Below are 5,467 nucleotides of genomic sequence, written 5' to 3' on the forward strand. Positions count from 1 at the left end.
CACCCGAACGGACCGGGTGGGCGCCGCCTCGTGACACCGCGGTGCCGCGGGCCGTCGGGGCCGACTACTTGGTGACCCCGGCGGCCTCGTCGGCCGCCGCCCCCTGGGCGGGCACCCCGTCGGCCGGCACCACCGGCTTCGGGCTCCAGCGCTGTTCGACGCCGGCGAGGCGCCAGTAGGCGATCGCTGCCCCCCAGACCACCACGAACAGCCCGACGATCGCGTAGCCGACGTTGTCCAGCGAGATGTCCGCGATCCAGCCGCTCACCGGGTCGGTGAGGTCCAGCTTCTCGTGCAGCACGGCGACCAGCTCGATGGTGCCGATGATGAACGCCACCGCGATCGACAGCCCAGTGATGGTCAGGTTGTAGTACACCTTGCGCACCGGGTTGGAGAACGCCCACTGGTACGCGAAGTTCATGAACGTCCCGTCCAGCGTGTCGAACAGGCTCATCCCGGACGCGAACAGCAGCGGCAGGCAGACGATCGCGTACCAGGGCAGCCCGGCGGCCGCGCCGGAGCCGGCCATCACCATCAGGGTCACCTCGGTCGCGGTGTCGAAGCCGAGGCCGAGCACCATGCCGACCGGGAACATCTGGCCGGGCCGGGTGATCGAGCGGGTCGCCCGGTTCAGCACCCGGGCCATCAGACCGCGCGAGTTGAGGTGCTCCTCCAGCTCGGCCTCGTCGAACCGACCGGCCCGCATCGACCGGAACACCTTGAGGATGCCGAACAGCGCCGCCAGGTTGAGCGCGCCGATCAGGTAGAGGAAGACACCGGACGCGGAGGTGCCGACCACACCGAGCCACTGGTGCGTGGTGGACTCGTCGTCCATCAGCGTGCTGGCCAGCTGGGCGCCGCCCGCCACCAGGGCGGCCATCAGGACCACCATCGAGGAGTGGCCGAGCGCGAACCAGAAGCCCACCGAGACGGGCCGCTTGCCGTCCGCCATGAGCTTGCGGGTGGTGTTGTCGATCACCGCGATGTGGTCGGCGTCGAAGGCGTGCCGCATGCCGAGGGTGTAGGCGGTGATGCCCAGGCCCACCCCGAAGACCTGGGTACCGACCTCGTACTTCTCCGGGGCGACCAGGAAGATCAGCGTCCCGAACGCCACTACGTGCATGGCCAGGATCACCCCCATCAACCCGGCCGTGCGGAGGGTGTCCTCGCGCCGCCAGCGGAAGCTCGGCAGGGCGGAGGACGCCGCGGGAGCAGCGGCGGTTTCGGGCAGGGTCATCTTCGGATCACGCTCCAGCACCTCGTGGAAAGACGTTCGTGAGATGCCGTGGCCGGTCTCCTGGCTGACGGGGCTTCCGGATCCGCCTTCCCAGGCGCGCGAGGCGCCCAGTGGCGTCGTGGATACGGACGACTCCCCCGATCACAGTGGCGAGGGCCGCTCCGGACTCCGGACCCTGAGGGTCCGTCACCGGTCTTCCCGAACACCACGGCGGGCAACACCGTAGGGGGCCGCACCTCACCCTTGCAAGGCTGCGCACCTGCGCAGGTGTCCAGGATCACAGCCACGGGCTGCAACAATGTCCGCATGCATCTCGTACCGGCCGACCGCGCGGGCCACCGCACCATCGACGGGCACCGGGTCTGCGAGGCCATCGCCGCGATCGGCGACCCCGGGCACGTCCGGTCCTGGGCGGAGCGGTTCTCGCTGCTCGCCGACCCGGGGCGGCTCGCCCTGCTGCTCGCCCTGCACCGGGCCGGCCCGCTCGCCGTCACCGACCTGGCGGTCGCCACCGGCATGCGCGACCCGGCCGTCTCGCAGGCGCTGCGGCTGCTGCGCACCGCAGGTGTGGTCACCGGCGACAAGGACGGCCGCGTGGTGCGCTACCGGCTCGTGGACGAGGCCCTGCGCCCCCTCCTCGACGAGTGCGCCGCCGCGGACCACCACGAGCACGGCGAGCCCGCCACCGGGAGCGACGCCACCGGCGGCGAGCCCTCCGCACCCCGGGCCGCCGCGGCCGGCTGACCGGCTCCCGGCTGAGGGGCTCCCGGCTGACCGGCTCCGCCCGCGGAACACCGACCCGGCGCCCCGGGCCGTCGCGCCCGGGGCCCGCCTCACCCCTCCCGCACCAGCCGTTCGAAGCGCTCCAGCGAGCGCCGGGCCAGCGGGTTTGTCGCGGGCCGCAGGGCCCGGTCGAGCAGGCCCGCGCCGGGGAGCCGGAACGCGCCGAGGAAGGCGAAGCGGGTGCCTCCGGCCTCGGGGCGGGCCGCCATCCCGCCCAGCAGGAAGCGGCTGCGCATCAGGCACCACCCGGGCGTCAGCTCGACGTCGAAACGGGCCCGCAGCCGGGTGTGGCCGGTCACCAGCGCCTCCGTGCGACCGTCCGCCGGACTCCCGGCCACGCGGACCGACCGGATGTCCGGCAGCCAGCGCGGGAGCCCCTCCTCCAGGTCGGCCGCGGCCGCCCAGACCCGCTCGAACGGCGCGTCGATCAGCGCCTCCCGGACGGCGGCGCCGGGGGTGACGGCGGCGATCACATGCAGCCGGCGGACCGGGTCGAAGGCCGCCGTCGGCCAGGGAATCGGTGCGCTCACTGCTGCCACGCCCTTCGAAAGCCGAGCCGGGCCCGGGAGAGCCGGGACTTCACGGTGCCGGGTGCCACGCCCAGCAGTTCTGCGGTGGACCGCTCGTCGAGCCCCTCCAGGTCGCGCAGCACCAGCACGGCGCGGTGCTCCGGCGTCAGCCGGGCGAGGACGTCCTGGATGTCGGTGGCCAGCTGCGGGTCGCCGGGGCGGGGCAGCTCCGAGAGGTCGGCCGGGACGCAGCGGGCGACCCGCCGGACGTGCCGGACGGCCTCCCGCACGGCGATCGAGCGGACCCAGCCGAACAGCGCGGCCGGGTCCTGGAGCTGGCCCAGCTTGCGGAAGACGGCGATCAGCGCCTCCTGCGTCGCGTCGGGGCCGTCGTCCAGCGCGATCGGACCGCAGAGCCGGCGGACGTAGGGCGCGACCAGCTCCAGCAGCTCGCTGACGGCCAGTTGGTCGCCGCGCTGGGCGGCACGGACCAGGCCGGCGAGCCGGTCGGCGGTTCGGGTGTCGGGACCATCCACACCCGCATCAGAGGCGCCGGACCGGCCGGACGTTCCCTCCCTCCCCCGACTTCCCGCTGTGACGCTCGTCACGGGAACGTCCGGCCGGGCGGGCCTCTCCTGCGGGGTGACCCACCGTCGGAACCCCGGAGGACCATCGTGAACCGTCGCCGTACCGCCGCCCTCGCCGTCGCCGGCCTGCTCGCCGCCGACGCCCTGCTGCACGTCTACTGGGCCACCGGCCGCACCTGGCCGGCCGCCGACCCGGCGTCGCTCTCCCGGGCGGTGCTCAACGCCGAGGTGCCGTTCACCCCGCCGGTCGTCCTGCCGCTCGCGGCGCTGCTGTTCTCCGGCTCGGCCCTGGTGCTCGCCCGCGGCGGCCTGTTGGACGGCGCGGCCCGCCGGCTGCCGGCGGTGGCACTGCGCTGGGGGCCGCGCGCGGTGGCCGCCGGACTGCTCGCCCGCGGGCTGGCCGGGCTGCTCTGGGCCACCGGGGTCGGCGTCGACACCGGCTCGGCCTTCTACCGGCTCAACCTGGCGTTCTACACCCCGCTCTGCCTGGCCGCCGCCCTGGCGGTCGCCCGTACCGGGGCGGACGGCTGACCGCGCCCCTCCCCCGGCAGCCCCGCGACCGCCCCCGGTGCCGCCCGGACGGCGCCGGGCAGCCGGCGCCGCCTCAGGCCCGCTGGCAGGTGGGGCACCAGAAGAGGTTGCGCGCGGCATGCGCCTCGGTCCGGACCTCGGTGCCGCAGACCAGGCAGGGCATGCCGGCCCGGCGGTAGACGTAGACCTCGCCGCCGTGGTCGTCCACCCGCGGCGGACGGCCCATCGCCTCGGGGGTGTGCTCGGGTCGGACGGTGTCGATCCGCCCCGCGCCGACGCCCTCGCGCATCAGCGCGACCAGGTCGGCCCAGACGGCGTCCCACTCGGCCCGGCCGAGGTCGCGCCCGGCCCGGTGCGGGTCGATGCCGTGCCGGAACAGCACCTCGGCGCGGTAGACGTTGCCCACGCCGGCCAGCACCTTCTGGTCCATCAGCAGTGCCGCGATCGTCGTCCGGCTGCCGGATATCCGCCGCCAGGCCGGCTCCGGGTCGGCGTCGGCCCGCAGCGGGTCGGGGCCGAGGCGCGCCGCGACGGCGGCCTTCTCGGCGTCGGTGATCAGCGCACAGGTGTTGGGACCGCGCAGATCGGCGTAGGCGTCGTCGTTCGCCAGGCGCAGCCGGACCAGGCCGACCGGCTCGGGCGCGGGGCCCTCCCCGAAGGCGAACCCACCGTAGAGGCCGAGGTGGATGTGCACCCAGGCGTCGTCCTCGAAGCCGAGGAAGAGGTGCTTGCCGATGGCCTCCGCCCCGGTCAGCACCTGCCCGTCGACCAGCTTCGCGCCGTCCGCGAACCGGCCCTGCGGACTGCTCGCACGGACCGGGCGGCCGCCGAAGGCCCTGGCGTTCTCGGCGGCGAGGCGGTGGATGATGTGGCCTTCCGGCACGGGCGTCAGCTCCCCCGGGTGTGCGACAGGATGCCCCCATCATCGCAGCCCGCACCGACAGGCCCGGCCGGGCCGCCGGCCGTCGCGGGCTCCCGGAAGGCGGTACCGAATCCGCGCGCGGGGCAGCGCCGGAGCCGCCCGGAACAGCCCCGGGCGGCCCGGGCGGCCCGGGCCTCAGCGGACCGGGATGCCCATCAGCCGGGCCAGGATCACCCGGTCCAGCTCGGCGGCGGTGGCCGCGACGTCCAGCTGGGAGTTGTCGATGATCGGCAGCCCGGAGTTGTACCAGCCGGCCATCCGGCCGTGGATCCGGGCCACCTCCTCGTCGCTCAGCCGCCGGTTGCCACTGCGCCGGGCGTTGCGGCTCAGCACGGAGTCCAGGCTGGGCAGCAGCACGACCGGGATCATCCCCGGGCCGATGTGCCGCTTCCAGCCGCCGAGGCCGATCGCCGGGCGGTCCGGGAAGACCGCGTCGTCGATGATGCAGGAGATGCCGTTGGCCAGGTAGTTGCGGCAGGCGAAGCCGCAGGTGCGGCGGGCCAGCCGGTACTGCGCCTCGGAGGCGTTGTTCCAGCCGGACTGCGGGTTGGCGAAGCCGGACTGCACCCACTCGCGGACGTCGTCGAGGCTGATGTGGGCGGTGGGCGTGGGCCGCCGCTCGGCCCAGTGCCGGGCGACGGTGGTCTTGCCCGCGCCGGCCGGTCCGATCAGCAGCACGGCGAGTGGCCCGGACGGCAGGTGCGGCTGCGCGGGGTGGACCGGGAGCTGGACGGGCGCGCCGGACGGCAGCAGGAAGTGCCCGGTGGCGCCGGCCGGAACCGGCGCGGGCGCCGCGGCGGTGGGAGCCGACGGCGGCACGGGCCGCGCCGGCGCGGGCGGTGCGACGGGGGCCGCCGGGGTACCGGCCGGCGGCACGACCGGGCGACCGGCGTACGGG

At 75.2% G+C, this 5,467-nt stretch carries 6 protein-coding genes, 1 pseudogene and 1 riboswitch; of the genes and pseudogenes, 2 read left to right on the plus strand and 5 right to left on the minus strand.

Annotated elements, in window-relative coordinates; translation table 11 throughout:
• Positions 1–64 precede the first annotated feature (64 nt).
• Positions 65–1,237: a HoxN/HupN/NixA family nickel/cobalt transporter gene (locus ACFWA9_RS37960; protein WP_380393917.1), complete on the minus strand. Its 1,173-nt coding sequence runs from the start codon at positions 1,235–1,237 to the stop codon at positions 65–67.
• Between the two features lie 32 nt (positions 1,238–1,269).
• A riboswitch (cobalamin riboswitch) is annotated at positions 1,270–1,462 on the minus strand.
• An 81-nt stretch (positions 1,463–1,543) separates the two neighbouring features.
• On the opposite strand from ACFWA9_RS37960, the pseudogene ACFWA9_RS37965 reads away from it, so the two are divergent.
• Positions 1,544–1,882, plus strand: a pseudogene (locus tag ACFWA9_RS37965) (ArsR/SmtB family transcription factor); the annotation flags it as partial.
• 188 nt (positions 1,883–2,070) lie between these two features.
• Here ACFWA9_RS37965 and ACFWA9_RS37970 read toward each other — a convergent pair.
• Positions 2,071–2,550, minus strand: coding sequence for an SRPBCC family protein (locus ACFWA9_RS37970; protein ID WP_380393920.1), 480 nt, complete (start codon positions 2,548–2,550; stop codon positions 2,071–2,073).
• Positions 2,547–3,065 carry an RNA polymerase sigma factor gene (locus ACFWA9_RS37975; RefSeq protein WP_329486788.1) on the minus strand — a complete coding sequence of 173 codons (519 nt, stop codon included), beginning with the start codon at positions 3,063–3,065 and terminating at the stop codon, positions 2,547–2,549. The genes ACFWA9_RS37970 and ACFWA9_RS37975 overlap by 4 nt, the downstream gene beginning before the upstream one ends.
• Positions 3,066–3,203: 138 nt before the next feature.
• Between ACFWA9_RS37975 and ACFWA9_RS37980 the strand changes: the two genes are divergently transcribed.
• Complete coding sequence (locus ACFWA9_RS37980) at positions 3,204–3,647, plus strand: DUF3995 domain-containing protein (RefSeq protein WP_380393923.1); 444 nt, start codon at positions 3,204–3,206, stop codon at positions 3,645–3,647.
• A 73-nt stretch (positions 3,648–3,720) separates the two neighbouring features.
• On the opposite strand, the gene ACFWA9_RS37985 is transcribed toward ACFWA9_RS37980, so the two are convergent.
• Both ACFWA9_RS37985 and ACFWA9_RS37990 read right to left on the minus strand, forming a co-directional pair.
• The gene (locus ACFWA9_RS37985; protein ID WP_380393926.1) at positions 3,721–4,530 is read right to left on the minus strand and encodes an Fpg/Nei family DNA glycosylase; all 810 of its coding nucleotides are present in this window, start codon (positions 4,528–4,530) and stop codon (positions 3,721–3,723) included.
• 174 nt (positions 4,531–4,704) lie between these two features.
• On the minus strand, positions 4,705–5,467 hold a 763-nt coding region (locus tag ACFWA9_RS37990), incomplete at its 5' end, for an AAA family ATPase (RefSeq protein WP_380393929.1).

The organism is Kitasatospora sp. NPDC059973 (assembly GCF_042737525.1).
Lineage (GTDB): Bacteria > Actinomycetota > Actinomycetes > Streptomycetales > Streptomycetaceae > Kitasatospora.

Coding starts and splice junctions, on each gene's coding strand:
- ACFWA9_RS37960 (WP_380393917.1), bottom strand. CDS start 1,237: ATGACCCTGCCCGAAACCGCCGCTGCTCCCGCGGCGTCCTCCGCCCTG.